We start from the raw sequence: 25288 nt of genomic DNA on the forward strand, positions 1-25288 counted from the left end.
CAGATCGCATAAAGCAGATCGCATCACGTCGCGGGGTCTGAATATAGAATAAGGGCAAAGGGGAGTCTTTCCGGAAACGACCCGGTTAGGCTTTTATGACCTGACCCAAAATCAGTCTGTCAGAAACAAATGATACGCGATGCTCGCGTTCTCCGGGCCGGGTTCGTTCCTCGGGAAGTTGAGCATCGCGACGCTGAGGTCAACCACCTCTCCAGCGTTCTCGAGCCTATTACGAATGGTGAACCCGCAGACACGGCCATCGTCACCGGACCCAGCGGCGCCGGCAAGACGTGTATCTCGCAATTCGTCACCGAACGACTCCGGGAAGAGGTCCTCGACGTCGAGGCCACCTACGTCAACTGCTGGCGTAACTACACTCGATTTCGGACGCTCTACCAGATCCTCGACGACCTCGGCGCGACCATCGACATCCACCGGCAGTCGACGCCCCACGACGAACTCGTCGACCGCCTCCAGCAACACGACGGCCCGCGAACCGTCGTCATCCTCGACGAGGTCGACCAGCTCGAAGACCCCAGCCTCATCTACGACCTCCACAGCCTGCCCCAGTTCGCGATTATCTGCATCGCGAACAAGGAAGAAGAGCTGTTCGGCCGCGTCGACGACCGCCTCGTAAGCCGGCTGCGCTCCAGCGAACACGTCCGGATGGACAAGTACCATAACGAGCAGCTGTACGACATCCTGAGTGCGCGGGCGAAGTGGGGGCTCGACGAGGACGTCATCACCGACGACCAGCTCTACCGGATCGCCGACGCGGCCGCCGGCGACGCCCGCCTCGCAATCGGCATCCTTCGAACGGCCGCCGGGAAGGCCGATCGCGAGAACCACGAGCGCATCACCGACGACATTCTCCTGGACGCTGCCGAGGATGCTCGGGCCCAAATCAAGCAGAAGAGCCTCGACTCGCTCACGCCGCACCAGCGCGTCGTCTACGACATCGTTCGCGAGCACGGCCCAGTCGGACCGAGCGAAATTCACGAACGCTATTCAGATGACGTCGATGACCCACGGACGAAGCGGACTATCCGCACGTACCTCTCGAAAATGGAGCAGTACAATCTCCTCGAAGCGGAAGGGACGAGTCGGGACCGAGAATACTCGCTCGTCGATTCGGCAGCGGCGTCGCCAATGCAGTGACCGTGATGCCGCCACCGATCAGGAACTGAACTCGCCGAGACCCGATTGCTCGTGGTCCAGCGGCTCGATGACCTGGGGATCGTCGTTGCCGGGGTTGTTGACCCGCGTCGAGATTTCGTAGGCGTCCAGATCGTCCTTCGGGTACGGCTGGCACAGTTCCTTGCGGGTGTCCGGATCTGCGGCGAGCCAGTCGGACTCAGCGTCCTTTGGGAGGACGACCGGCATCCGGTCGTGGATTGAGTTCATCAGGTCGTTCGGTTCCGTCGTGAGAATCGTGACGCACGAGATCGTCTGGTCGTCGCCCTCCCAGACGTCCCAGAGCCCGGCCATCGCGAACGCGGGGTCGTCCTCGCGGTGAATCCGGTAGGGCTGTTTCGACCCGCCATTCGGCGATTTCCATTCGTAGAACCCTGACGAGGGGACGAGGCAAGGACGTGATTCCCACGCCCGCTCGAAGACGCGTTTCTCGTCGGCAGTCTCGGAGCGAGCGTTGATGATGCCCTCCTCGGGTTCGTCCGCCCAGAACGGAATCAGCCCCCAGTGGTAGGCGTCGATCTCGTCGGAAGCCTCGTTCGTGATGATGTGGAGGTCGTCGCCAGGCGCGATGTTGTATCGGGGTGTGTACCCGCCGTCCGCGACGACCTCGGCTTCGAAGCGGGCCTCGAGGTCTGCTTGGTCGATGAAGAGCGAGTTCCGGCCACACATACCGAGGGGTTCGGAGGGAAGCATCTTCAACGTAATCGCACAGGTATCTCACCGTTAACCAACAGATCGTCCCGATGAGCCTGAGTTGTTGGTTAACGACAACGGGGAGGAGAATCTCCTAATGACAAACGGTACACCTAAACAAACGATAGAAGAGGCCACACTAACTACGCTCATACAAAATGACCCACATACTCGCCGTATCTGACTGGCGCTCTCAACCTATTGACGATCTCTACACCATTCTCGAAACTGTTGAACCAACTCCAGATCTACTACTGTATGCCGGCGACGACCTCTCACGCTTCAAAAACGCCGATACAGACACAGATCATCTTGCAGAACTTGCTCGCCTCACGAAGCACCAACAATCACTCTATGTCCGAGGAAACGACGACTTCCCCCCGTCAACCGGTCCGCAGTTCGATTCGGAATTTACCACCGACCTCCACAGGACACCATACACCTACGAGGGTCTCGTGTTCATCGGCCAGGAAGGATCAACCCAAGGACCTGGTCTTATCACCTATACCGAGGACGACGTCCAACGGCACCTTTCCGAACATCGCACCGCTTGTGAAGACAGAACTCCGATTCTTGTCACACACACTCCTCCCTTCGGCATTCTCGATATCGGGAAGCGATTCGGGCAACAACATATCGGGTCGAAGGCCGTCAGGAGCTTCATAGACGACATCCAGCCCCCAGTCACCGTCTGCGGTCATTGCCATCAATTTGGAGGCAGAGCCGAAACGCTCGAGTACGGCACGGTGATCAATATTGCGTCCCATGACGGAGTAGACGACCCAGGAAGATACGCACTCATTACTATTGACGCCTCGAACGAGTCAATTGACTACGAATTCTACGACACTCGCCATCTGCTAGGGAGCCGACTGACTGATCTCGTCCAGGTCGGGAGAAACCGCGTGGAGCAGTTCAGTGAGTTAGGGATCACTAACCCAGATGAAATTACCGAAGAACGGCGTGCCGAACTCGAAGCCCTCCCTGGAGCCTCGTCATGGCACGTGGACCGGTGGATTGCTCATCGACAGGCTTTCGAAAACGATGAGGTCGTGATTCTAAACAAGTCCGCCTTCGACGACCTTCACGATACGGAGCCTCTCCTCTTGGACATAGAAACGGATCTTCAGCAGGATCGGATCTGGCTGGTCGGCACCTACAGTTACCAGAACGATGCGTACCGACAATTCTTCGAGCCGGACGACGAGTCAGTTCTCCTTCAGGAGCTGTCTGAGTACCTTGATGATCATGGCTCCGAGCCGATCATCTACTACGGAGGGAACTACTTCGACGAACAGTGTCTCAGTCGCAGATTCGACGAACACGGCATTACTGAGGGGATCGACCATCTGGAGCGAGCGCACGACCTCGGGATTACTGCCCAACAGGAACTCTTCGGTCCCTTCAATCAGCATAAATTGGATGTCGTAGCGAGCGCACTCGGCTTTGAGTATCAAGACCCGACCGTCGATGGATTTGTGGTCGGGAGCAAGTACACACGATATCTCCTCGACGGCGAAGAACCAGACTGGGATCGACTCAAACAGTACAATAACGACGATGTAACCGCGCTGAGAACAATCGTCGATCACATCAGATCGTAGGCTCGGGAGAGATACGGGCCGTCAGCAGAATTACGTGAGGGCGATATCATCGTGGGTTCATAGAGCCTAACCAACAATTGAGCTGTGATCTCCCGGCCTGTTGGTTAATCCGACGATGCTGTCCACCTTCCTCTCTGGAAACGTTCTCGGAAACGGTCGAACGATGGCAGAAATCCGTTGCCTGAGTCCGGTTCTACATACCTTCCAGCCCTTCCCTGAAACGCGGAAGCGCCACGCCGCGGCTTATCGGGTACGTAGACAACTAATCGGGTATGGGAGAACACTCAACGTCGAATCGATTGGCGGTGGACCAGCCGACACGGGGAGCTGACCGTAATCGGTCCCTCGCTGACCAGGCCGATCCGGCTGCGGACGAAATGCTGCTGCCGCAACTCGACGACGGTATTACCCTGCTCGACGTCGAAGGAGGGCGCGGCGTCCCGATCCTGCAGTCGCTCGTGCTCGACCATCTCCTCCTGCACGACGGGCCCGCCTTCTGGGTCGACGCAAACGGACACGCGACGACGACGACACTCGCTCAGATCGCGCCCAGTCAACGGTTGCTCAACCGAATCCACGTGGCACGCGGATTCACTGCCTACCAGCACTACGGCGCCGTCTGTGATCTCCCGACGGCAGTGAACAAGTCGATCCAGACGTCCACCGCCGATGCCGGGGCGGCCGGTCGAGGGGCGCCAAGTCGTGACGAGAACACGTCGCCCCACACCCCTGCCCTCATCGTCGCGCCGGCCGTCGACGCCCAGTACCGCGCCGACGATACCCTTGGCGAGACCCACGCAAAAACCCTCCAAGCCCGAACTTTCGCCCGGTTGGCGACCTACGCCGAGGGGTACGACATCCCGGTGCTCGTTACGCGAAACGAACGAAACGAATTCACCGAGCCAGTCGGGACGGCCGCCGACCACCACCTGGAGTGCGAGCAGACCCGAATGGGGCCACGGGTCGTCGGCGAGGACTTCGAGACGCTCGTCTATCCCGTCGACGACGGCGCGTACTACCAGACGACGTTCGCGTACTGGCGGCAGCTGCTCGCGGCACGCGCCACGCAGGTCGGCGTGGAACCGACAACGTCGACGCCGTCGACGCCGACTCCGGAGGGTGTCGGGACAGGCGTCACAGCTGACGGTGAGACGGTGGCGGCCACTGCGGACCCCTTGCTCGATGCGTGGACCGCGACCGGGACAGGAGGCCGATAGCGATGGGGCGCACAAACCCGACGTACCGGGATGCGCTCCGGGCCATCGAAGAGCGGTGGGCGGAGTTCCGCCGGGCACTGCGGCGTCGCGACCAGCCACGATTTGACCAGCTGTTCGAGTACGCCCGCGAGCACGCCGACGCGAGCGGGCTATTGAACCACCAGAACCCGCTGCTACCGGCGCTTCTCAGCATCGATCTCGAACAGGAGGGGCGCCTCGACGACCACGAAGAGCGCCTTGAGGAGCTCGAAGCCGCGGTCGCAACGAGCGATGACCAGGAGAGTGCCCCACCGGACGCGAACCCGTGACGATGCCGTTCAGTATCGATTTTCTGGACGACGGCCGCGTTCTGGAGTGGGAGGCAACCGCTGACGGCGCCGTCGCGACCGAGCGCGATGACTACACCCCACGCTTCTACGTCGCCGCTCGCGACCCTGATACCGACCTCGACCTCACGACACTCCAGTCGGTGTACGACCAGCACCCGGACGTCGTCGCGACCGAGATGGTTGCGCGACGGCCGGGCTTTCGACGAGACGAGGAGGCCGTTCTCGCAGTCGACGTTGCCCACATCGATCGCGTCACTCCACTCGCCCGGCAAGCGCGTCAGCTGTCGGCCTATCCAGTCGGGGATCTCGCCTGTTTCAACGTGGACTTTTCGCGAGAGTTCCGGTACTGTCTGGAGACCGGCGCCGATCCGACGCCGGCGAGCGAGCTGTCGACGCTCCGGCTTAGTGTTCCGGTGACCGAAACGAGCAACAACGTCTACGAGAAACTGTCCGTCGCAGGCGACGCCGTCACCGGCTCGCCGACGGATATCCTGACCGCCGTCCAAGGGGCACTCGAAGCGCACGATCCGGACGTCCTGGTCTGCTCGACCAGCGAGATCGTCCCGACCCTGTACGAGATGGCGACGGACGCCGGCGTCGACGACTTCTCGTTGAGTCGGTGGCCGGACGTCGACTACCAGCAGCTCGCGAGCCGGTCGACGTACTCGAGCTACGGCCGCGTCGGTCACTCCCCGGCGCGGTACAACGTCCCCGGGCGGGCGATTATCGACGAGTCGAACACGTTCTTCTACGGGGAGACGAACCTCGACGGCGTCCTCGACCTCGTGTCGCGCTCGAAAAAGCCCGTCCAGGAGCTCGCGTGGGCGTCGATCGGGAACGTCCTCACGGCGATCCAGATCTGTGAGGCCCACGACCGCGGCATCCTCGTCCCGTGGAACTCCTGGCGCCACGAGTTCTACAAGCCGATGGGGACGCTCCACGACGCCGACCGCGGCGGCTTCATCTTCGCGCCCGAGGTCGGCCTCCACGAGAACGTCCACGAACTCGACTTCTCCTCGTTGTACCCGAACATCATCTGTACCCGGAACGTCTCGCCGGACGTCATCCGGTGTAGCTGCCACAGCGACCGCGACGACGTCCCCGGCCTCGGGTACTCGATCTGCGAGGACCGGGGCTACCTCGTCGACGTGCTACAGCCGATCATCGACGCTCGCGACGAGATCAAGGCGGCCATCCGTCGCGAGAAGGAACGGGACGACCCCGACGAGGACCACCTAGCGGAACTCGAGGGGCGGTCGGGAGCGCTGAAGTGGATCCTCGTCGCCTGCTTCGGCTATCAAGGGTTCAGCAACGCGAAATTCGGCCGCATCGAGTGCCACGAAGCAATCAACGCGTTCGCTCGCGAGATTCTGCTGACGGCGAAACAGCGGCTGGAAGCCGGCGGCTGGCGCGTCGTCCACGGCATCGTCGACTCCATCTGGGTGACTCCGGACCCCGACGTCGACGACGAGGACCGCGAGGACCTCGGGACGCTCGCGACGGCAATCACGGAAGAGGTCAAGATCCGGCTCGAACACGAAGCTCACTACGACTGGGTGGCGTTCGTGCCGCAGCGCGAGAGCGACGCCGGCGCGTTGACGAAGTACTTCGGGAAGGTCGCCGGCGACGACGATTTCAAGATACGCGGTATCGAAGCTCGGCAGCACTCAACCCCACCGTTCATCGAGGACGTCCAGCGGGACTGTCTCGAACGGCTCGACGCGACTCGATCTCCGGACGCCGTCCTCGACTGTCTCCAGGACGCAATCAAGCGCCTCCACGCTGGGACGGTGCCGGTCGAGCAGCTCGTCGAACGGAATCGTGTCTCCAAGCCGCTGGAAGGGTACACGCAGAACACGCAGAACGTGGCGGCGCTGAAGCGGGCTCGGGACCAGGACCTCGCAATCCACCCGGGACAAGATATCGAGTACGTAGTTGTCGACGACGAGAAGAGCTCGCGAGAGCGGGTCGCGTTAGCCCACGAAGAGATAGAGTCGTACGATGCGTCGTACTACGAGACGCAACTCGTCAGAGCTGTCGAGAGTGTGCTGGCACCGCTTGGCTGGGATCAGACGGAGATCCGTCGAGAACTCACGGAGACGCGGGTCCGGGAGTTGACGGCCTACACGAACACAAATTCGAAGTAGATAATCGAAAAAATATATCACGGGTTGGACTCCTCTCTAAAGGACTCATACTTTGAGATTTTGGCACCTTGGCTGGAGGGGTCGGGCGCAAGAGCAATAATATTAAAATTCTTCGCTCAGCTTCATTCGAAATGGCTCTAGTAAGCGTAAAGCCGCTCATGGGGGTTGTTTATACACCCCGTCAAATGGGTATATATGGGACTTGGCGACCTCGTAGACTTCGACCCGTGGGACGAACCGGACGAAGAAGACTATCGTGCGGTAGACGAGAACCTCTTGACAACACTACTTGTGAGTCAGGTTGACGGCCTTCGTCCGGTTGAGGCATCAGTTGAGTTCACCGACATCCGGCAAACTACCCGGTGGTACTTAGCGTTCGAAATCGATGGATGGGAATCACGACGTCGGAAGTTCGCGCAGAAAAAAGTCGCTGAGCAGAGCGCTAAGAAGCTCTCGGCGGTTCAGGGTAAAGTCCGGGATGTCTACTCGGCCAAGGCTGGCCGAAAGTCAGCTCAAGAGCTATTCGAAGAGGATCTCGAGGCCATAGAACAGGCTTATCAGAGTCACCTTAACGCCCAATAGCACAACTATGTCCACAGATACCAGCCGAGGATCCAAGGAACGGGCTCACCGAGAGGCACAAGAGCGAGATCTTCGTGAGTACTTCAGTCGTGGAGAGATGATCGAAGTTTACATCCAGACACCAGCAAGTGAAAACGGTGGAGAAGAAGCCGTCGCAGTCTACTCGCGTAATCCAGTCCAAGATGCACGCGTGTTCATCGATCCGGGTCCGCACAAGCTTCATCGAGGCTGCTGCGTACGGTGCCGGATTCGCTACTGTGCCAACAATTTCCTGAAAGCGCTTGCTGTCTACCGAGTTGACTAGTTCAGCTCAATTTCGATAACTTACCTACCGATTCAGCTGCTGAAGAAATACTCACAGATTGGTGTCGGAATTGACGGCGTTCGCGAACACGGAGAGCGATTAACCAACACAAGACCCGTTTGGAGTGGATTTGTTGGTTAACCACGCCCCCACGAAGTCTAACCCCCACACCCCGTGTGCGAGATGAAATCAGGAAAACGGCGGGAGGGGGTGGTCGAGAAGAGAGAGCCCGAGACACCTGAAATCCACAATATCACGGAGAAGAGAACGCAGAGATAACGATATCGGAATGATCTATGTTTCAGGGAAACCTTTACATAGCTACTCTGGCAACTAAAACCGTACTAGAACTAGAGTCGGTCGAAACGAAACGGTATGTTTCGTGATATATCTGAACTCGTCCGTGGCGTTGCTCCCTTGTGAGTTGGGCGTTATCGTCTGTTTTACGTCTTCTCGTAGGCTCTCTGGACAAATTCCGTTTTCCTTGATTGATTCGTTCCCGCCTACCCTCTCGTCAAATTCATATCGCACACGGGGTGTGGGGGTAACATACCGACAAGATCTCGTCTCCATGCGAGATTGTCGAGAGATATTCCCGGTACTGTCCGGATCGAGACCACGTCTGATGTTTCATCTTGCACACGGGGGGTGCCTCCGCCGAGGTTTTCTGACCCGCTTCGGCATCGACGGCTGTTCGATGAGCTTCCCGGGAATTCATATCGCACACGGGGGGCTATTACGGCCAATTGATTTCGCCCGCGGTTACGGAATTTCACCGACCACCTCCTCCTAAACCCTCTCTATCAACTGAATTCGTCTGATTTAACCTCGCACACGGTACCCATATTTATTTATAGTTTCGACCTAACTTCGCAAATATGGCTGACGGCGACGATCAACAATCCCTCTCACAATCTATCAAAGGCCGTCTTCAGGAGGGCGTTCAGAACTCTGTTTTTCGAGATAAGGGACTTCTCGACCCGGATGCCGTCATCGACGAGGATCGAATTGTCGGTCGTGATGACCAGCTGGACGATATCATCACCTACCTACGACCGGCACTACAGGGAAATCGACCACCCAATATGCTCCTCTACGGCCCGTCGGGGACTGGGAAGTCACTCATTATCAATGCGGTCTGCCAGCAGGTTCTCGAACTTGCGAACTCGCAGGGAGATCGGTTTGGCGTCATCAAAGTCAACTGCCAGACGATCAAATCGCACGACCGGGCTGTCTATCGCCTCGTGAAGAACGCGGCCGAAGAAGCCGGCGTCGACGTCGGAGTCCCTGAGAGTGGGATCTCGACCGACCAAAAGCTCGATCGGTTCTACGAGATTTTGAGCAACAACTTCGACTCGGTCATCATCATCCTCGACGAGGTCGATCTCCTAGTCGGTCGGCAACGCGATCCGAATGACGAGCCGGCATATTCGAAACTGCTCTACCAGCTGTCGCGAGCGTCCCAGCTCGGTCGTATCGAGGGCCACGTGTCCGTCGCCGCGCTCACGAACGATCCCCGATTCATGGAAGACCTCGACGGCCGGGCGGAGAGTTCGTTCAATCCGCAGGACGTCGTCTTCCCTGACTACGACGCGAATCAACTGCAGGCGATTCTCGAACGCCGTCGCGACGCGTACCAAGACGACGTTCTCGAGGATGGGATTATTCCGCTCAGTGCAGCATTCGCTGCCCAAGATCACGGCGATGCGCGGAAGGCGATCGATCTGTTCCGGAAGGCGGGTGAAATCGCCGACCGAGGTGGGAAAGATACGGTTCGTGAAGAGCACGTACGCGACGCCCAGAAAGAAGCCGAACGGGACCGGACGCTGACCCAGATGCAGGGCCTCTCGACGCAGAAGAAGCTCTCGCTCTACGCAACCGCGATCGTCCCCGTTTATTCGCAGCGCAACCTGAACGCTGTCCCCAGTACGGTTGCCTACCGAGTGTACCAGTACCTCACCGATCTCCTGGATGCCGATGAAAAATCGCGCGACTCCTATCTGCGATATATGAATGAAGCTGAGACCTACAATTTCGTCACGTCGGAGAAACGGGGGCGGGGGTACGGTAGTGGTGTCCACAAGGAATACACCTTTGTTGACGATCCGGAAGTGGTCGCCGAGACCCTCCAGACTGACTTCCGTCTCGAGGATGCTGAACACGAAGAGGATCTCGTCAAATCCGTTGTCAACGCGCAGATAGACGATTTCTTCGAAGGGAACTGACGCCAAGAGTCCCCGACGCCGCCACCGAATTCATATCGCACACGGGGGGTGGTTCCGGGAAGTGTGTTGTTAGAATGACTAGATATGTCTGACAACAGTAGGCAAGATTTCATTTCGCACACGGGGTGTCCCCCCTTGGACTCATCAGTCAATTCATCTCTCACACGGGGTCCCCCTTAGGAGACGAGTGGATTCATTTCGCACACGGGGGGTGGCATTCCACCGCAGTCTGCTAGTTCACTTCGGAGGTGAACTTCCGCTTAGTTCAGATGAACTTGTGTGGCTGTTCTGATTGAATATCAATCTGTTTCCGCTTACTCCTCTCAATAATTAGTCACAGCTGTCGGAGCAGTGCTTCAGTTCCCCAAAGCCGCCGTAAGAGCGGAAAATCGCCACAATAAACCATATTTACACTTCGAACACGGGGTATGTAGATTTAGAACTTATCAGCGAATACACTCGTGACGAGGGGTGTGGTGTGGTCGGAGCGAATGCAATATATCCGAAGAATTCCTTCTCCCCTGTTGCTTGTTCAATCCCGCATTTTCTGGCGGTTTTCACTCTTGACGAGGGGTGTGTATTTCCTCTCAATACCATTCAATTGACCACGAATTTTACGATCGGGCCCAAGCCCTCTCCCAATTCACTTCGCACACGGGGTGTTGACGCGTACAGTCAAACTGTATTTTTTGCTACGACTGAAAGTCCATTATCACTACTAATGAGATCGTTATCGAGAAACGACGGAAACACGGGGTGGGTGATCCGAGGTCGCCATTTACTCCTCTGACCATCGACCTACACCGGGTGACGAAACGACGGAAACGTGGGGGGTGTGATCCCCTCAACTGTGGCCGCATTCCCTCCATAGGCCTCCAGTTACGACGGAAACGTGGGGTGGGTATCTTCCCTTCGTGTTTTACCTGTCTGGGCTGATCGAACCCATTCACACTCTGGGGGGTGTCCTCTGCTACGCTACTAATTGCGCTCGACACACCCCGGCCACAGTTCACTCTCGTCTACTCGTCGGGACTGACGGGGCCTTTATACTGGGAACGAACTTTTTCGCCTTCCCGCCACTGCCAGTAGTAGTAGCGATTGTCGTTAATCTCCTTGATCGTGATCGTGGCCTTCGCCGGGACGTCGTCCGGCAGATCGTCAGGGCGTTCTTCGATCTCGTTCTCATCTGAGTCCTCTTCGAGGCGTGCCTCGCGAGCTTTGTGCTCAGCTAGCTCTTCAGCGTAGCGGGCAACGTGCTGTAGTTGCTCAGAAGAGGACTCGTTGAGCGTATTGACGAGGTCTGTCGGGAGTTCCGCCGGCGGCGTCGGTGGCTCGTAGGACATCAGCGGTCGCCTCGTGTTAACCAACAAAGACCGCATCGGCATAGATTTGTTGGTTAATCAGATTTCGTCCCGTCACGGGCTGAAGAGTATGAATAGCAAACTATTCCGGAATAGAAATTTCCATTAGATGTCGTCGGGACGGGGCGCGTTCTCGTACTTGACCATCTTCTCGGGCTTGTCGGAGATGGTCTCGTAGATCTGCTGAAGCGTCTCTTCAGCGGCGAGCAGGTTGTGTTCCTCCAGGAACTCCCGACCCTCTTTGGTGAGCCCGTAGAACTTCCAGGGGTAACCCTGTCGGCGCTGGTCGTCGTCCAGGGCGACCTCCTTCACGATGCCCTCATCGATCAGCTTCTGGATGTGCTTGTAGACAGTGGCGTCACTCACGCTGGGGTTGAGCTCCTCGAGTTCGTACATCGAAGGAAGCTGCTCGGGGTGCTGGAGGATGTTGTTGATCAGGGTAAACCGCGTCTGCTGAGTGACGAAATGGATGAGTTCCCGTGGTGCCGTGTTCTCACCGTTCCCAAGGCCATCGTCCATATTCGTGTGTTCAATCGAGTACGCCAAAGTAGTTTACTTCAGAGTAAACTACCACGCAGAAGCGACTGGGAAGCAAGACAGGATCTTACGCCTGTGGTGGAATCTGACCATCTGGACGTGGGACCTGCCCCTGTTTGATTTCGTGATCGACGCGACGCATATGTTTGCAGCCCCCGTCTGGAGCGCGCTGCTGCCAATCAGGACAGGTACAGGATTGCCCGATAATATCGACTTCGTATCGATTTCCGGACGCCGCTTCGACTTCGTAGCGACCACCCTTGGCGAGTAGGGAGACGGTCATCGCTTCCTCGACAGCGCGCTTCGTGCGGGGCTCGAGATCATCAGCTGAGGTGGAGCCGTCTGATACGAGCATTCGGTCGCGGACGTCTCCTGCCTGTCCGCCGTCTGGAGCGACAGCGCTTCCAATCTCCTGAATCCGGTTTTCCAAGAGTGCTTCCGCAAGGTTCCCCTCCGGCCAGAGAAAGTGGACTTCTCGTCGCTCTCGATGATCGTAGGAGCCACAGGCAGCGGCATTCCCTTCCCAGACTCGCCATGCTCCCAGCGCGGCCATCACGGTGAGGATGACCCGAGGAACCGGTGTTTGGTCCTTAGGGTAGAACACTCGAAAGCGCGTACAGTCGTCCTGTGGCGGTACTGTGTCCCACCACTCGACGTCGGACCCCCAACTGTCGTACATCGCTTGATCTCGGCCGTATCCGACCGTCACGCCATCGACCTGCGGGACTTCTTCGGGGATCGCGTTGGCGTCGCCTTCGAGGAGTCGGAGTACAGCGTACCGGAGGTACTCGTGTGCAGGGGAGTTCGTGGCTTGGGCGACCTGGTTGTACTGCTCTGCGACTCGCTCCGCTTCTGACAGAACGGCTCTGAGATGTCGCTCTGTCATGATTCGATGAGGCTGGAATGCGCCTCCGCCCCTCGGCGGGCGCTCAAAAATTAACCAACGCACCGGCCAAATATCCCGAATTGTTGGTTAATCCCAGAGCTCCGGATGCGACACCCATCAACTATCGACACCGACATCGGCCGTTCCCTACGGCGATCCCTGTTGGGAGATCGCCGTGTCCAACTGCTCCCAGACCATTTCGAACGCCGGCGGATCACCGGTCAGGTCCGGCAGCGTGGTCTCCCACTGGTGGCGGATCGTCTCTTGTTGCTCGGCGGGGAGTCCGTCGTTCAGATCAACGGTGAGCCCATCGTGTTTGCATTTCGCGTCGAAGGCGGGCCCCACGTCAGCAAAGTTGATCGTGACCGAATCGGTTTCGAGCAGCTGATAGAGGTCGTAGTAGTCACGGGCGGCTCCGCGCTGGTAGATCGCCCGGAGCTTTTCGGCGAAGATCTCCTCGACGCTGTACGCTTGGAGGTCGAATTCGGGCACGTCTTCGTACGCGTGCGTGTGCTGAACGGGGTCGAAGGCGACGTGCTCGTCGACCATCACGTCGATGCTGGTCGTGTTGGGGTGGTTGAGGACGGCGCGGTACTGAATGCTGATGTCGACGTAGTGGGTCGGGTAGTGGTCCTGCTGGGATTCGTGGTGCTCGCGAATCTCGAATTCGATGCCAGAGCGGTCTGCAATCGTATCGAGGACCGCTCGGAGCTCCTGTTTGGACCCCTGGTACTCCCCTTCGACGCCAAAATCGAGGTCTTCCGAGAACCGCCACGACTGCGGAAAATACAGCTTGGACAGCGCGGTCCCGCCTTTGAACAGGAGGTTGTCGCCGTAGTCGCTCGTGAAGATGCCCCAGAGGAGCCACGAATTGACGTAGTTCTTTTCAGCGTACCCTTGCCGAACGCCCAGTTCGCGAGCGAGAATCCGGAGCCGGTCCTGACTGATCATCGCGATCAGGACTCCGTCGGCTCCAGCGTGGCTGGCTCGACGTTGATTCGGAGGCGATACGTACTGTCGGTCGATCCGGTGTCGGGCCGCGTCGGGTCCAGCAACGAGTAGCCACTCGTGAACGACGCGACGAGTTCCTCGCGGGCGGGGAGGTCGATGCCGAGCTGGTCGGCGAGGTAGACGATCCGCTTGGTCGCCGCGCCGTTGTCGAGGCGCTCGAGATACTCGCCAACCGTGTCCCAGTCGCAACCCCGTTCGTCGGCGGTGCGCATCGCGGTCGCAAGTTCCCGAAGACCACCACAGAACTCGGGGTGGTCCGCACAGTCGACCAGCGTCTTCTCCAGGTCGCTGACCTGAACGGTCGTACCCTCGACCGATGTCGGCTCAAAGCCGAAGAATTTCTGCTCGGTGACTGTCGTGACGCGGTACGGGACGCCGTGGATCTCCCTGCTTTGCGCTCGGGTCGGCGTGACGACGTACACCGTCCGGGGAACCTGTTCGGTCAGCCCGTGGTGGCTGAGGGCGCTGTAGTAGCCGATGTACATCGGCTCGGCGACGTGGGCGGCGATGAGGTACTCGTGGGTGGTGTACACGGCCTCCTCGCCGGCAGTGAGTGGAATGATGAGATACGTGCCCGGGAAGAGCCGGTCGAGCCAGCCCTTCTCGGTGAGCCGGGAGGCGATCTCGCGGGCGGTGTTTGGGGGGACCTCCAGCGTCGTCTCGATGTCGTCGACGGAGATGATTTGGTGACCCGCGCCAGCGAGTCGTGCAAGGAGTCGACTTTCTCGAGTCGAGAGACCCTGGCGGATATTCTGCGATTGTTCTATGGTAGTCATACCTGCGTTTCTTACATAGAGTATAAACACGGGCCTGCTTTAGCCTTGCGACTGCCGCGGACGACGGAGACGAGCAGACTTAACCAACGAAATCGGGGTGTGGAACCGTGTGTTGGTTAAGGATTCAAGCGCCGTCTTCGAGCACGTCGATGAGCTCTTCTGCTGTGGAACTGATCCGGTCGAGACGGTCGCGAACGATCTCGGGATCGTCCGACTCCCACGCGGCCAAGTAGAACGCCGACCCGCTAGTGTCCAACCCACAGTACCGCCCGACGACGTACGCGACGGCTTCGGCCTCGACTTCGCGTTTCGCCCGCTCGGTGTCGTCGTCGACGTCGAAGTGGAGCAGGGCGTGGGCGTACTCGTGGATCAGCGTCCGCGCAAGGTCGGCCTCGTTCTCCCGATCACGTACCTCGACCCGCGGTTGCATATCGACGAGACTCAGCTGCTCGCAGATGCCCTTCGCCTCGCCGTGGGTCCACTCCTCGGCTGGAACGATTCGCACCGTCACACCGAGTTCATCAGCGGCGGCAGTCAACTGTTCGACGAGGTCGTCGGGGTCCCCGGTCGCTTCCGTGTCCAGGTCGGGAAGCGGCTCACCTTCGGTCTGGGAGACGTCGAACACCGGGGCAGGCTTGAACCCGACGAGGCCCTCCGACCACTTTTCAGGCGGTGTCTCGTCGTAGTCACAGTCGCTATCCTCGTGATAGCTCGGCGAATTCTCGCACTCCGGGCACTGCTTGGTGATGATCGGCGCCCAGATCCAGATGGCCGACTCACCCTCCTTGACGTGGCGGTCGAACTCCTCCTGCCACGTCCGGTAGCCCGCCACCCGGCTCGCCTCGGGACACTGCCGCTTGATGAGGAGCGTGTTCCGATACGAGTAGTCGTGGAAGCGACTCTGTACGTCGAGCCACTCCTGGAACTCGTCGCTGGCCTGCGCGTCGTCGACGCCGGCGACGAGCTCGTCGATCCACTGTTCGATCGTACTGTTCATCTCGTCGGATCGTGTGTCGGTCTGCTCGAAGGAGACCGACGAGTCTCTGGTCGTAGCCATTGTGTTCACCGAATTAAGTTCACAGCGACTGCGTCTGTTCAGACCGCGCCGCACCCCTCAGGGGCGTCCAAAAAACCGAGTCTGTCGGTTAGCGGAGCTCGTGGCGTTCGTCCGCGAAGCCGACCGTGACGAGGTACTCGAGGAACTCGTCGAACCGCTCGACGTCACTGGGCGTGTCGGTCGCAAGGTGACGTGCCCACTCGATGGCCCACTGGAAGGCGGGATCCGTGCCGCCCTTGCCGTGAATGTACCACCACCGGGCCGCTTTCAGCACGACCAGCGGATTCGTCGGCGGCTGCTCACCGGCGAGCCCACGGGTGATGGACTCGATTTCGTCGGGGACATCGGCGGAATCGACCTCCGCTGATTGTGTGTTGTCGATATCGACCGGGATCTCGTCGATCGAGACGTTGTTAGGACGCTGTTGTTGACTCACTGGAAGTCACCTCTGAGGGCTTTCGAAGGAGCCCTCGCCCTCTCTGGGGCACGAAAAACAGGTCGCAAAGTCACGCCGGCGGGAGGTAGACGCTCTGCTCGCCGGCGATCTCCTCCAAGTTGTTCCGGTGACGGTGGCTGAAGTAGCACTCGTAGCTGCAGTATCCACAGATTGCGCCGGTATCGTATTCGGCCACGTACGGGCCGCGGCGAGTTCGCCAGACGTTCGTCCCGCACTCGGTACAGACGGCGTCCTCGAGATCGGCAGGACTCGGTCCCTCGTACTCGACGTTGAGCCCCTCGTCTTGCGGTGTCGTTTCGGGCCAGATTCCGTGCGCCCTCCAGAACTCACGGACGCGAGCGAGGCTGTGACGCACCGTCTTTCGGACGGTGACGTGGTCGGCGTCGCGACCGCTGTCGTCCCAGCCGTCGGCCGTCCAGAACTCGCCGAACTGTGCGCCACGGTGCAGCCCGTTCCAGTCGACGCCGACAATGTCAGCCGGTGGCTCATCCGTGAGTGTCGGTCGGGTCAACTGTCGAATGGCGTCGAGCTGCTTGGGCGGACTCCCGCCGAGGATGTGGACGCGTCGCCCTCTCCAATCGGCTGGGTCGGAGAACTCGTGGGCCAGACGGTCGGCGTATCCCCGTGAATATCCGAGGACGAGGGTCTCAGGGATCGCGTCGATCACCGCCCGCGACTTCGGAACGACGATGAGCTCGGCGTTGGGGTAGCTCGCTTGGATCTCGCGAGCGGCAGCGACGTGGGCGTCGACGGCATCTGGTTCGTAGATGTCGCCGATGACACCGACCTGTGGCTCGTGCTCGAAGAAGCGATCGACGAAGCGTTCTAGGTCGGGATTGCAGAAGTCGTTATCGAGCATCCCCACAGGAATCTCGAGGTTCAGGTACTGGTCTGCCTGATACCCACAGTCTTCTCGAAACCCGGGAAGAAATCCGAGGGCCAACGCATCAGCGACGAATGGAACTCGATGGAGGAACGCCACATGGTCCGCTTGTCTGGCGGCAGCGATGTCGCTAGCCGTGCTGGAGTCTGGACTCAAATCGAGGGACATGACTGAACTCGCGAGGGGGCTGCTGGTCGCCCCGCACCCATTCAGGGGCCCGGAAAAACGGGACACTCTCAACGTTAACCAACACAAGGTGTTGGCTGACTCCGATTGTTGGTTAAGACTGATCGCTACTCCTCATCCTCACGCAACTCTTCAGCCTTCCACTGGAGCCGACGCAGAATCTGCGTCCGATTCTGGTGGGCGTTCTCGTAGGCAACACACTCACGGAGTGTCTCCATATCGGGGATCGTCGCGATCCCGGCCTTGATCAGTCGGTAGTTCGGTGCTTCGAGGCGCTTCTCGGGTGGGAATTCATCGTTATTGCCGCTGTTGTCCGCGGATTTCTCCATCTCTATCGCCCTCCACCCCTGAAGGGCGAGAAAGACAGAACAGACGACTACGTCACCGTCGCGGCGTCAGGCCATCGCGTCCTGGAACCGCTCACGAAGCGCGTCCTCACGCTCCTCGAACTGGTCGACCTTCTCCTGTAGATCGTCGCTGACGCGCTCGATGCTCGCGAGCGCCCGCTCGCCGGCGAGCGACGCCTGCGACCCGTCGTCGCCGTCCGCCTCCAGCTCCTCCTCGTAGGCTCGCTCGACCCGCTCGATGGTACCCTCGGGGTTGAACAGGATGTCGTTGGCCGTGCGAACGTAGCCGTCCAGCGACGCGCCTTCCTTGCCCTGGAAGAAGTGCGTGAGCGCGTACGTCGCGCCGGAATGCAGCGTCCACATATCGATCTCGACGGGTGAGGCCGCGTTGGCCTCGGCATCGCTCGCAGCGCGCTCGGCCAGGTAGTCCGGGAAGCCCAGCAGACTGTAGAACTCCGTGACGGTGAACGGGAGCTCGGAGAAGTCGAGTTCGATGTCCTGGGCGTCACGGATGAACTCGAAGAGGTCGTCAGCCACGAGTTCGACCTGTGCGAGAATCTCTTCCCACCAGGTTCGGAAATTCCGCACGTCGCCGACGTGCTTGATGACCTCCTTGTCGGTGAGCGAGCGCATTGTATTCGAACAGTACCCGTCCTGGGCGAATCCCTCCACGTAGACGGCGTGCTCGCCGAAGAAGTCGTAGCCCGACGTCACGCCCATCGTGATCGGGTCCGACCGGCCGGGGAGGCGCACCTCGAGGCCGTCGAACATGATGTCCATGTGGATCTCGCCGCCGCCCCGGTAGCGCCGGATCTCGCCGAACATTACGTCACCCAGTGGCGTCCCATCGATAGTCTCCTCGCGGAGGACCTCCTCCAGCGGGCCGTACACGTCGACAGGATTGATGATCGCGTACGAGTCGGTGGGCACGTGGAACAATGGGTCCGTCTCCGCGTCCCCATCTCGGGCCTGCTTCCGAGCGCGACTCGGCTCGACGAGCGCGTTGAACCGCTCCGTCTCAACCCACTCGTCGGTGAAGGGGTTCTGGTACGCCACGGTCGTCTCGACGGCCTGCGGGAGGTCACGGATCGCCTCGGCGAAGCTCACGGCGTCGTCGCCCCCGTGACGCTGTCGGTACCACTCGGGCAGTTCGGTGTTGGTACGTCCATCGACGCCAGCGAAAATGGTTCTCGACTCTAGGTCTTTCATCTCAGTCACCTCGACGCAGGAACGCTCATCGACGGCCGCCTGCATCGTCTCGCGCCCTGCGCCCCTCTCCCGGGCGCAACAACAACACCACGTTAACCAACACTGAGCCAAGAGTGGGGGTAATTCGTTGGTTAACCAAACCACCGGGCGAGTGAGGTCTGTTCCCGTTCCGACTCAGCTGCGACTTCACAGAGAAACCGCCACTTCGGCCGCTCTCGGATTTGCTTGTCGGGCCGGTTACCTGCCTGTCCGGGCTCGGTTTTCCCGGCACAGTCCCAGCCCTTGTCTCTGAGTGCTTTGATCATCGAGCCGTCGAAGTCAGCTCGCACGAACGTCAGCAGAAGCCGAATGCCTCGCCGCCGGCCGTGCCGACGCACGAACCGTTCCATCGACCGAGCGAGCGCGGCGGAGGCGAGATTCGGGAAGTCGACGCCGATGCAGATCCGTGCCGCCTCGACGATCTCGTCACCCTCGTATCGCGTCCCGTCGTACTCCAGCGAGCGAATCAGCGGATAGCGCCACGTAATCGCACCCAGTAGCTGGTCCTGGTAACAGAGCCCGTGATGAACGAGGTTCGTCCGGGGAACACTGTCCATATAGGAATGATGGGCTTCGTAGATCGCGCCGGCGACGTGCCGCGGGATCGATTCGATATGGACGCGCTCTGCGAACCGCAACCCGAGCGGCGCCGTGACCGGCTGGCCGTCGCGATGAATGGGACACGAGCACCCCTCGGGAGTGCGCGTGTACTGGAACCCGGTACTCCGCAGCTGGCCGGGAGAATGTGTCTGAGTCACGAGTCGGTGCCGTCAGTCTGCTCTTGCCGATCGTTGTACCGTTCCAGTTCGCGACCGATTTTCTCGAGTGCCTCGACCCCGCGTTCGAGCAGCTGGTGGGTGGCTCGCGACAGTCGAAGCCTCTCCATCAGTACTCCCCCTCCGGTGGCTCGATGAGGTCGTTGCTCTCGTCGACGAGGGCACGGATGGCCCCCTCGACATCGGCATCGTCCGAAACCATCCGGCTTGCCAGGGGTGCCGGATAGGCGCGATCGCCCTGACTGCAGAGGACGGCCAGCCACCCGTCGGCTCCCTCACCGAGCACGATGTAGTGGTCGCGATCAGCGCGCTGGAAGACCCGCCGGTCGGGACGGGCGACCGTTCGCCAGTTCTCAGGGAGCGTCGGTGACGGCCCCCCGCCGTCGGGAAGGGCGACGACGTCGTCGGTGATCGTCGCCATCGCGGCGTCGATCTCTTCGCCGGTAAGGTGCCAGCATGCCGCCGGGCCGTCACACTCGAGCTGGCTGATCACGCGATTCCGGAACGCGATGTAGTGTTCTCTCGCGACCTGGGCATCATTGTAGTAGTCGAGGAGGAGCCCGCAGGCGAGCTGTGCGGGCCCGCTTCCAGCGTATCCCCACTCGAAGCCGGTCGGACTGTGGTTGACCAGATCGAGACTCCGATCGGGAGTGAGACGCTGGTGTTCGGAGAGATTCAGAACGACGGCTTGACCGTCGACGCGAAAGCCGATGTATTCGATGGAGTCGTCGCGACGGTGAGCGAGCGCTTCTGTCTGGACTACGTTCGACGTGTGGCGTCGTGTGTTCCCGTTCATCGGTACGTCGCGGGAGTGGTAACCCCCGCACCCCTCTCGGGGGTTCTACAAACAGATCCGGAAACGCTCTCGCCGTCCCTACTGGCTAGCTGCGGGGAACTCGAAGCCGCCGGTGTCGGTCTGTGACTCCTCCGAGTCGGTAGTTTCTGATTGGACTGTCCGGCGGGTCTCCTCCAGTTCCTCGCGGCGATCGTCGGCGCTCTGGTGGACGCTGATGTCGTGTTTCTCGCAGAGCGCTCGCTCGACCGCGAAGGTCATCTCGTCGAAATCGACCGCCGTGATATCGATGTCTTCCGGTGAGGGCGTCTCATCAGCGACATCGATGTCCCGCGACCAGGTATCGGCCGAAATGTCGCTGGTTGGGAGTCGCCACTCGTCGCCCTCGAGCTCTTCACGCAGGTACCGCGCGAATTCCTTGTAGTGGTCGAGCGCGATGTTTTTCGTTGCGGAGTCAGCCAGCAGCGCGATGGCGAGCTGATCAATGCGGGCCTCGTCGGCCTCCGGTCCCCAGTCGAATCCACCAGGGGCGCGGCGCAAGACGTGGAGGTGCTTGTCCAGTACGTCGCCATCGGGCGTGTACACCAGCTGTCCACCCATACAGCGTTCACCGCGGTACGCTCGGCCGGCGGTCATCGGAACTCACCCTCCCAGTGGCCCATACCTCGTTGTCGTTCCGGGCGCTGGCGGGGTCGGGAATCCGATGGTCGACGGGCGGTATCTGGACCGCGTCCGGCTCCCTGATTGCTCCCACTCGCGGCCTCGGTTGGTCGGGGCCCGACGTACATCGGTTTTCGCGCTTGACTTCGCTCCGTGACGACCTCCCGATGGAGCATCGTACAGAGCTCCATGACGCTCTTGGCGAGGTCGAACGCCGCTGCTCGCGACCGGAGGTCGTGCTGACTGAAGAGGATCGTCCCATCGGCTCGATCGATCCGGACCAGCCAGTCCGAGGGTTGCTGGACGTGGCAAAGGACGGATTTCGAGAACTCGTAGGCGAACACGAAATGGTCGTCATCTGTTCGGCGTTGCAACCACCAGTTGTCGGGAGCGATCTCGCTGTTGCTCTCAGAACTCATCGGTAATCCGGGACGAATGTGTCGTCCCGCACCCCTTGCGGGACGAACAACAACACCAGCGCTCACATCGTCGGGACTTCGTCGCCACCGTCGGCAACGTATTTAGTTATAGCAAGATACTATCCAATTACATTCGGATGGCTGTACTGGACGACCTCTCGGGATTCGAGTTCGAGGACTTGATGGAGGACGTCTTCCGCAACCTCGGCTACGAAAACGTCCGCCAGGCAGAGCGGACGGCCGACGAGGGGCGTGACGTCATCATGGAGGAGGTCGTCGACGGCACGCGACGGGCGATCATCGTCGAGTGTAAGCACACCGGGACGGTCGGCCGGCCGGTCGTCCAGAAGCTGCACTCGGCCATCGCGACGTTCGACTTCGACGGTCCAAAGCGTGGGATGGTCGCCACCACTGGTCGATTTACGAACCCTGCCGAGGAGTACGCTGACCGGCTCCAGCGGAACGACGATCCCTATCCCATCGAGCTGATCGACGGCGAGGACCTTCGGGAGATCGCCGACGAAATCGGTCTCGATCTCTACAACGGGCGCATCGAGATCCTCTGTGACGAGACGCTCCGACCGTACGATCCGGCGGCGGATGTCGACGCACCTGTCCAGGAGGCGTTCCGCGACATCGAGAACATTGAGACCGCGGATCTGCCGGTGCCGCACTCGCAAGTGACGTTCCGACCGGTGGTTGCGATCACCGCCGACACGAACGCTGTCTTCGAAACCTCAGTCGGTGTCATCCATCAGATTAACGACCGCACACAGTTCGTTGTCCACGCTGAGCGCGGCCATCCGAAGGTGGCCGACGACGAAGTCGCGACGCTGGTCACCGAGAACTTCCACGCGACGGTCCCCCTCGATACCGGGCAGTTTACCGAGGTATTCGCCGACGTCGACGAACGACGGTTCGGCCAGACCCAAACGGAGTACAAGGAGTGGGCTGTTGACCGCCTCCAGGATTACCACACGACAACGGTGACCTACACCGGCGACAATAACGTTACGTACAACAAGACGTGTGAGCCGAATCTCTCGGACATCTCAGTGCAATCGATTGAGCCGGTGTATCTACCTGAGGTTCGGCAGACGACAGAGATACTGGAGTACTCGTATCCGTACGAATACTATGCTGCTGGCCCCTCACGGGTCACTCTGGAGGACGGCATCCATCGCTGCGTCCACTGCGAGACGAGCGGCGTCGACGAGACGTACACCTACTGTCCGAACTGCGGGGCGATCGCCTGCGACACCCACATCAAGACCGAACGGCTCGAAGGGGAGCCGGTCTGTACCGGCTGTGCGGTGACCGAACGGTTCGCGCTGAAGACGAAGTACTTCTACGACGAGGAGAACCTCGAGGCGTTCCGCAAGGAGTACGCCGAGATGCCGATCCACGAGAAGGCGATGGAGAACAAGCTGCTTGCTGGCGGGAGCGTGGTTGCGACGCTGCTGCTCGTCGTCGGACTACTCGTGATCGGCGGCATCATCTAACCCGTCGCAATTTTCCGCCAGACTGCGGGGTTGGTGTTACGAGACACCGTACTGCTCTTTGAGTGTCATATATTCGTCCTTCTTTGGGAGGATGACTGGCTGATCATCTGTTCTGTCGAAGTTACCCTGAAGTGGCCGATACAACGCTTTCACAGTGGGTTCCAGGTCGTACCACCGTGCGGTCTCGACGAGTGTCTCCTGATCGATGTCCTCCGCCTCGATCAGCAGCATCGAATAACTGACGCGCCGGGATCCGCTATCCAGAAGGAGCGTATGACACACGACTTCAGCAGGCGTTAGCTCCTCGTCCGGCGCATACCAGAACGGTGGCTCGCCGGCGAGGAAAAACTGTAGACCATACGCTGTAAACCGACCCAGTCCGGTCATCTCCCAGTCCGGAGCTGCTTGGAGTGCGTCCGTATCCTCGTCGGTCTGCAGGCGAACGAGTGCTCGCTTCGGATCGCACCACGCGATCGTGGCACTGGGAGCGATGTCCCGGACTCGTGCTCGATGTTCGTGCTCTACGGTAGCCCGGGCGAACGCCAACAGCGGCGAGACTTCGTCATGAAGGGCGTACTTCGAATCGGATCTGGAGAGTAGTGCTCGGTGCTTGAGCGGTGATAACGCGCTGTGGACACCTTGTCGAGTGATTCCGAGCCGGTCTGCGATATCAGCGATGTGTCGTGGTCTATCGAGATACCAACACACGCGGAGTGTGGCTGGGGAGAGCAGTTCCGTCCAATCTACGTGGCTGAACTCCGACTGCAGCGTTCGATACGCTTCGGTAACTGGATGTTCCGCGATGCGGACACGACGCTGATTGCTGGACCCACGGGTTTCTGTGAGCAATCCCGCTGCGAGCAATTCGTCGAGTACGTCGTACAGATGTTCTCGTGAATATCCGGTTTCGGTCGCGAGTTCCGCCGGTGCTGCTTCACGGCCGGTACTCAGCGCGTCAAGCACGGCAAGTCCGGCCTTCGAAATCATCTGGGTCTTTCTAAACCCTAACTATATAAATACGATTTGGGATTTTACTTGACGACTGCTTCGTCCCGGACCAGTTCTGCGAGCGCGTCCTCGAGGGACCCGTGGAATTGCCAGCTCGCCTGCTCGAAGGCCTCGTCGGTCGGGCCGTCCCAGCGGGGGAACGCGGAGTGACCGCTCACTTTGACTGTCCACTCGGTCGGCTCGTCGAACGGGTTCTCCGTCGGGAGTTCCACGACGTAGAGGTATTCCTCGTCGCCGTGGATGCCATCGGCCGGATTCTCGACGCCGTGGCCCAGCAGGAACAGCGGCTGGTCGAGATGCTCCATATTGGACGGCTCAAGGAGATCCGCTGGCTGAGCCGCGTCGATCGTTCGCTCTGGGTCGCCATCCAGGTAGAGGTCGACCGTCGAGAGCTTGTCGAGGAACACGAACGTCGCGGCCGTGTAACCCGGTCCGCGCTCGGCACGGGTCGCATCGAGCAGCTCTTTCAGTTGTGCGAGATCCCGGAGGACGCTCCCGGGGTACCCGTCCGAATGCCGGTACACCTGCGCGACGCGGTCGGAGCTGCCATCTGTCTCACCGGTCTGTTCGACTCGTTGGACGAATCGGAGTTGGCTCCGTGTCGACATCGGTACTCGCCGGCGCGTGTGCGCCGGCACCCATCGCCGGCGCTGAAACAACACCACACAGTCGTAGCGGGATTGCAATCCGCTACGCGAGATGTGACACCTCGTCTGGTTCCTCCACGTCGTCGAATTCACCACGCTCGACCGGCTCCCAATCCTCCCCAGGTGCTGGACTCCACCAGTCGATCTCATAGGCACCCGGTGCACCGAGGATTTTTGCCCGTGCCGAGCCGTCAGGCAGGTCGCGACGGAGCTTCTCGTCGACGTGAAGGTTCCACGTCGAGTCGGTGTCGAAGCACGCGAGCACAGCCTCCTCGTAGCCACGGTTTTCTCGGGACTCTCGGAGGACGACCTGCGTGTTACAGTTCTTGCAGAACACTCCCTCGAAGGGAATGTGGGTGAACACTTCCTGCCCGCAGACGGGGCACCAGAGGAACTCGAACAGTGCCTCGCTGTGTCGCTCGAGTACTTCAAGACTCAT

Annotated in this window: 27 protein-coding genes; 8 read left to right on the forward strand and 19 right to left on the reverse strand. The window is 60.0% G+C overall.

Going from position 1 to position 25288, the window contains the following annotated elements; genetic code table 11:
• Positions 1-129 precede the first annotated feature (129 nt).
• Positions 130-1158 (forward strand): Cdc6/Cdc18 family protein, encoded by a 1029-nt coding sequence (locus tag BMX17_RS19180; RefSeq protein WP_092663121.1) that lies wholly within the window; start codon positions 130-132, stop codon positions 1156-1158.
• Positions 1159-1176: 18 nt separating this feature from the next.
• Here the strand turns inward: BMX17_RS19180 and BMX17_RS19185 are convergent, their stop codons facing one another.
• On the reverse strand, positions 1177-1863 hold the full coding sequence (locus BMX17_RS19185) for an SOS response-associated peptidase (protein WP_092663123.1): 687 nt from the start codon (positions 1861-1863) through the stop codon (positions 1177-1179).
• Between the two features lie 182 nt (positions 1864-2045).
• Between BMX17_RS19185 and BMX17_RS26750 the strand changes: the two genes are divergently transcribed.
• The 6 genes from BMX17_RS26750 to BMX17_RS19220 all read left to right on the forward strand — a co-directional run bounded on the left by BMX17_RS26750 (position 2046) and on the right by BMX17_RS19220 (position 10295).
• The gene (locus BMX17_RS26750; RefSeq protein ID WP_211611399.1) at positions 2046-3491 is read left to right on the forward strand and encodes a ribonuclease H-like domain-containing protein; all 1446 of its coding nucleotides are present in this window, start codon (positions 2046-2048) and stop codon (positions 3489-3491) included.
• A 377-nt stretch (positions 3492-3868) separates the two neighbouring features.
• Complete coding sequence (locus BMX17_RS19200; protein WP_092663196.1) at positions 3869-4708, forward strand: hypothetical protein; 840 nt, start codon at positions 3869-3871, stop codon at positions 4706-4708.
• A gap of 2 nt (positions 4709-4710) precedes the next feature.
• Positions 4711-5016, forward strand: a complete 306-nt coding sequence (locus BMX17_RS19205) for a DUF8156 family protein (RefSeq protein WP_092663125.1) — start codon at positions 4711-4713, stop codon at positions 5014-5016.
• Between the two features lie 2 nt (positions 5017-5018).
• Complete coding sequence (locus tag BMX17_RS19210) at positions 5019-7184, forward strand: type B DNA-directed DNA polymerase (protein WP_170845483.1); 2166 nt, start codon at positions 5019-5021, stop codon at positions 7182-7184.
• 195 nt (positions 7185-7379) lie between these two features.
• Positions 7380-7766: a hypothetical protein gene (locus BMX17_RS19215; protein ID WP_092663129.1), complete on the forward strand. Its 387-nt coding sequence runs from the start codon at positions 7380-7382 to the stop codon at positions 7764-7766.
• Between the two features lie 1182 nt (positions 7767-8948).
• Positions 8949-10295: an orc1/cdc6 family replication initiation protein gene (locus tag BMX17_RS19220; protein ID WP_092663131.1), complete on the forward strand. Its 1347-nt coding sequence runs from the start codon at positions 8949-8951 to the stop codon at positions 10293-10295.
• A 1019-nt stretch (positions 10296-11314) separates the two neighbouring features.
• Here the strand turns inward: BMX17_RS19220 and BMX17_RS19225 are convergent.
• From BMX17_RS19225 to BMX17_RS19290, 15 genes are all read right to left on the reverse strand, one after another.
• The gene (locus tag BMX17_RS19225) at positions 11315-11638 is read right to left on the reverse strand and encodes a DUF6788 family protein (protein ID WP_092663133.1); all 324 of its coding nucleotides are present in this window, start codon (positions 11636-11638) and stop codon (positions 11315-11317) included.
• Between the two features lie 123 nt (positions 11639-11761).
• Positions 11762-12175: a helix-turn-helix domain-containing protein gene (locus BMX17_RS19230; RefSeq protein ID WP_092663135.1), complete on the reverse strand. Its 414-nt coding sequence runs from the start codon at positions 12173-12175 to the stop codon at positions 11762-11764.
• A gap of 85 nt (positions 12176-12260) precedes the next feature.
• Positions 12261-13079 carry a hypothetical protein gene (locus BMX17_RS19235; RefSeq protein ID WP_092663137.1) on the reverse strand — a complete coding sequence of 273 codons (819 nt, stop codon included), beginning with the start codon at positions 13077-13079 and terminating at the stop codon, positions 12261-12263.
• Positions 13080-13226: 147 nt separating this feature from the next.
• Entirely contained in the window at positions 13227-14030 is an 804-nt protein-coding gene (locus BMX17_RS19240) for a nucleotidyl transferase AbiEii/AbiGii toxin family protein (RefSeq protein ID WP_092663139.1), read from the reverse strand.
• Positions 14031-14035: 5 nt separating this feature from the next.
• Positions 14036-14866, reverse strand: a complete 831-nt coding sequence (locus tag BMX17_RS19245; protein WP_092663141.1) for a type IV toxin-antitoxin system AbiEi family antitoxin domain-containing protein — start codon at positions 14864-14866, stop codon at positions 14036-14038.
• Between the two features lie 124 nt (positions 14867-14990).
• Positions 14991-15923: an ArdC-like ssDNA-binding domain-containing protein gene (locus BMX17_RS19250; RefSeq protein ID WP_092663143.1), complete on the reverse strand. Its 933-nt coding sequence runs from the start codon at positions 15921-15923 to the stop codon at positions 14991-14993.
• Between the two features lie 88 nt (positions 15924-16011).
• Positions 16012-16359 (reverse strand): DUF8013 domain-containing protein, encoded by a 348-nt coding sequence (locus BMX17_RS19255; protein ID WP_092663145.1) that lies wholly within the window; start codon positions 16357-16359, stop codon positions 16012-16014.
• 70 nt (positions 16360-16429) lie between these two features.
• The gene (locus BMX17_RS19260; protein ID WP_092663147.1) at positions 16430-17431 is read right to left on the reverse strand and encodes a DUF6610 family protein; all 1002 of its coding nucleotides are present in this window, start codon (positions 17429-17431) and stop codon (positions 16430-16432) included.
• A gap of 125 nt (positions 17432-17556) precedes the next feature.
• Positions 17557-17778, reverse strand: coding sequence for a DUF8129 domain-containing protein (locus BMX17_RS19265; protein WP_092663149.1), 222 nt, complete (start codon positions 17776-17778; stop codon positions 17557-17559).
• A 66-nt stretch (positions 17779-17844) separates the two neighbouring features.
• Positions 17845-19005 (reverse strand): hypothetical protein, encoded by a 1161-nt coding sequence (locus BMX17_RS19270; protein WP_092663198.1) that lies wholly within the window; start codon positions 19003-19005, stop codon positions 17845-17847.
• 131 nt (positions 19006-19136) lie between these two features.
• Positions 19137-19802 carry a hypothetical protein gene (locus tag BMX17_RS19275; RefSeq protein ID WP_092663151.1) on the reverse strand — a complete coding sequence of 222 codons (666 nt, stop codon included), beginning with the start codon at positions 19800-19802 and terminating at the stop codon, positions 19137-19139.
• The gene (locus BMX17_RS27370) at positions 19799-19930 is read right to left on the reverse strand and encodes a hypothetical protein (protein ID WP_280141423.1); all 132 of its coding nucleotides are present in this window, start codon (positions 19928-19930) and stop codon (positions 19799-19801) included. The genes BMX17_RS19275 and BMX17_RS27370 overlap by 4 nt, the downstream gene beginning before the upstream one ends.
• Positions 19930-20616, reverse strand: a complete 687-nt coding sequence (locus BMX17_RS19280) for a DUF6166 domain-containing protein (protein ID WP_092663153.1) — start codon at positions 20614-20616, stop codon at positions 19930-19932. Before BMX17_RS19280 ends, BMX17_RS27370 begins: the two co-directional genes overlap by 1 nt.
• A 78-nt stretch (positions 20617-20694) precedes the next feature.
• Positions 20695-21249, reverse strand: a complete 555-nt coding sequence (locus BMX17_RS19285; RefSeq protein ID WP_092663155.1) for a DUF6166 domain-containing protein — start codon at positions 21247-21249, stop codon at positions 20695-20697.
• A complete protein-coding gene (locus BMX17_RS19290) occupies positions 21246-21692 on the reverse strand; it encodes a hypothetical protein (RefSeq protein ID WP_092663157.1) in 447 nt (148 codons plus the stop codon). The genes BMX17_RS19285 and BMX17_RS19290 overlap by 4 nt, the downstream gene beginning before the upstream one ends.
• Before the next feature lie 137 nt (positions 21693-21829).
• Between BMX17_RS19290 and BMX17_RS19295 the strand changes: the two genes are divergently transcribed.
• Positions 21830-23194, forward strand: coding sequence for a restriction endonuclease (locus BMX17_RS19295; protein WP_092663159.1), 1365 nt, complete (start codon positions 21830-21832; stop codon positions 23192-23194).
• A 36-nt stretch (positions 23195-23230) separates the two neighbouring features.
• Here the strand turns inward: BMX17_RS19295 and BMX17_RS27565 are convergent, their stop codons facing one another.
• The 3 genes from BMX17_RS27565 to BMX17_RS19310 form a co-directional block, all read right to left on the reverse strand.
• Positions 23231-24181: a MarR family transcriptional regulator gene (locus tag BMX17_RS27565; protein WP_092663161.1), complete on the reverse strand. Its 951-nt coding sequence runs from the start codon at positions 24179-24181 to the stop codon at positions 23231-23233.
• Between the two features lie 44 nt (positions 24182-24225).
• Positions 24226-24810, reverse strand: coding sequence for a hypothetical protein (locus BMX17_RS19305; RefSeq protein WP_092663163.1), 585 nt, complete (start codon positions 24808-24810; stop codon positions 24226-24228).
• A gap of 82 nt (positions 24811-24892) precedes the next feature.
• On the reverse strand, positions 24893-25288 hold the full coding sequence (locus tag BMX17_RS19310; protein WP_092663165.1) for a DUF7567 family protein: 396 nt from the start codon (positions 25286-25288) through the stop codon (positions 24893-24895).

It is taken from the genome of Halorientalis persicus, assembly GCF_900110215.1.
Lineage (GTDB): Archaea > Halobacteriota > Halobacteria > Halobacteriales > Haloarculaceae > Halorientalis > Halorientalis persica.